The following is a 1,373-nucleotide window of genomic DNA, read 5'->3' on the forward strand; positions in this document are numbered from 1 at the left end:
GGATCGAAATATTTCGATCCATCAGCTCGCCACTTTTGATTCAACTGTCATCCGATCAGCTGATGCGAGTACGAAAATCCCAGCTCATCCGATGTGTAGCCGAAGGGCACTCCGGATATCCAGCGAGTTTCGATGCCGACATCCATTCAGCGATCGGAATCCTTTCGTAACCCTCAGAGGCGAATGTGCGCATGCGTCCCATCCGCCATTCCTTACAGCGTGAAGCAGATCAAATATCAGCAGGTCACAGGCCTCAAGAGCACCTGAGCATCGCTTTACCTCGTCGAAATATTTCGGAAATGTGGCGTTGACGAGCCGCCCGGGCGCGCGCATACTCTCCCTCGCTCCCTTGCTTCACCGATCAACCTCTCGCCACGGAACCGTCCTTGACCGGCGCGTCCCCGTGGCGGACGAACCGCTCTGCGCACAGTCCACCCCCCGTCCGGGCGGCCCGCGAATGCCGCCCGGCGATCGGAAGAAGGTGTTGAATAGTGATCGTCCATTCATCGCGCGGCAGCCGAGCCGAACGTCCCGGACTTCGCTCACGGGCACGAAGGGTGTCCGCGCTCGCCACTGCGGGCCTGCTCGCCGCGGCGGGGGTCCTCTCGCTCGCGGGCACCGCAGAGGCCGCGACGACTCTCGGGGCGTCCGCCGCCGCCAAGGGCCGCTACTTCGGCACCGCCGTGGCCGCCAACCACCTGGGCGAGTCCGCGTACGCCTCCACTCTGGACACCGAGTTCACCATGGTGACCCCGGAGAACGAGATGAAGTGGGATGCCGTCGAGGCCTCCCGCAACAGCTTCAACTTCGGTTCCGCGGACCAGATCGTCAGCCATGCCCAGGGCAAGGGCATGAAGCTTCGCGGTCACACGCTGGTGTGGCACTCCCAGCTGCCCGGCTGGGTCAGCGGGCTCGGGGCCACCGATCTGCGCTCGGCGATGAACAACCACATCAACCAGGTGATGGCGCACTACAAGGGCAAGATCTACGCCTGGGACGTCGTCAACGAGGCCTTCCAGGACGGCAGCAGCGGGGCCAGGCGCAGCTCGCCCTTCCAGGACAAGCTCGGCAACGGCTTCATCGAGGAGGCGTTCCGCACCGCCCGGGCCGCCGACTCGGGCGCCAAGCTCTGTTACAACGACTACAACACCGACGGTCAGAACGCGAAGAGCAACGCGGTCTACGCCATGGTGAAGGACTTCAAGCAGCGCGGTGTGCCGATCGACTGCGTCGGCTTCCAGTCGCACTTCAACAGCAACTCCCCCGTCCCCTCGGACTACCAGGCCAATCTGCAGCGCTTCGCCGACCTGGGTGTGGACGTGCAGATCACCGAGCTGGACATCGAGGGATCGGGATCGGCGCAGGCCGCGAGC

At 63.9% G+C, this 1,373-nt stretch carries 1 protein-coding gene; it reads left to right on the plus strand.

Annotation, left to right across the window (positions count from 1 at the left end; all coding sequences use genetic code 11):
- Positions 1 to 557: 557 nt before the first annotated feature.
- Positions 558 to 1,373: glycoside hydrolase family 10 protein (locus JGS39_RS39935; protein WP_219574645.1), on the plus strand; the 816-nt coding region annotated here is incomplete at its 3' end.

It is taken from the genome of Streptomyces poriferorum, from assembly GCF_019399235.1.
Classification (GTDB): Bacteria; Actinomycetota; Actinomycetes; order Streptomycetales; family Streptomycetaceae; genus Streptomyces; species Streptomyces poriferorum.